The 1,120-nt window shown below is 54.5% G+C and carries 1 protein-coding gene; it reads right to left on the bottom strand.

Features of this window, described 5'->3' with window-relative positions:
* Positions 1–950 (bottom strand): trypsin-like peptidase domain-containing protein (locus QJ48_RS35085; RefSeq protein ID WP_193394556.1); only part of this gene is annotated, 950 nt, incomplete at its 3' end.
* Between the last annotated feature and the right edge of the window lie 170 nt (positions 951–1,120).

Here is a 1,120-nt window from a genome sequence, read left to right on the forward strand (position 1 = left end):
GCACTGCCGATCGGCAGTGTCGGGAATTCTTGGCCGTTTTCCGGCTCGATCTTCAGCGCGGCCAAGTCGAGATCGTAGTCGTTGCCCAGCAATTGCGCTTTATACGACTTCTCGCTGCCATTGGAATTGACTTTTACCCAAATTTCATCCGCACCGTCAATCACGTGCTCGTTGGTCAAGATGTAGCCGGTTTTCTCGAAAATAAAGCCGGTCCCCATCCCGCCGGGCTGCAGCTGACCGTCGTTGCCTTTAGGCTGCTGCTGACGGCCGCCGCCGAAATCGTCGCCGAAAAATTGGCGGAAGAACGGGTCGTCGTACAGCGGATTGCTGGAGCGTCCGGTGCTTCTCGTCTTGACTTTCGTCTCGATCTTAACGACCGCCGGACTTGCCTGCTGCACGATCCCCGATATATTCGTCGGACGGGCCAGATCAAGCGAAGAAGGCTTCACATCCCCGTTATTATTGGCTGCCTGTGCCGGCGCGCCCGAACTCTGATTGCCGTTTCCGGTCATAATGCCTTTCGCGCCGGTGAACAGGTTCATTTTGTCCGAAGCGAACATCAGCGTGCCGACCACGACGACGCCGGCCATAAACGCGGCGAACATGCTGCGGAATCCGCTTGATTTCTTCGGTGCCGCGCCGAGCTGCCAATTCCCCATCGGGCCTTGCTGCTGCTCCCCGGAGTTAAAGCCGTACGCGCGAATCGGCTTCGGCGGCGTTACTTCCACCGGGGCGGAGCCTTGATTGTCGCTAACCGTCGTGTCCGAGGTGCCAGATTTGTAAGGACCGTAGGAAAAGTAATGAGAGCTTTGCTCACGGCTCGCCGCCGCTTCCTCTCTCCCGGCCGACTGCCGGTTATCCCCCTCGGACTCGCTATGCTTCAACTCGTCGTTCGGGCGACGAAAAAGATCGTTTACATTGTTGTTATTATTGTTATTGTTGTGATCCATCAGAAAAACCTCCGTTTCATATAAGGCTTCAGGATGATTGCTTTCTTGCCTTGCTGTTCATGTCTTTATATTGCACGCGCAACCTTAAAGAAACCTTAAAGAAAAATAAATTGGAGGTAAAATAAGAGAGGGCAACCCCCTAAAGAAAGAGCAACCCCCTAAATCCCCCT

Origin of the sequence: Paenibacillus sp. A3 (assembly GCF_001399685.1) — a bacterium.
Classification (GTDB): Bacteria; Bacillota; Bacilli; order Paenibacillales; family NBRC-103111; genus Paenibacillus_G.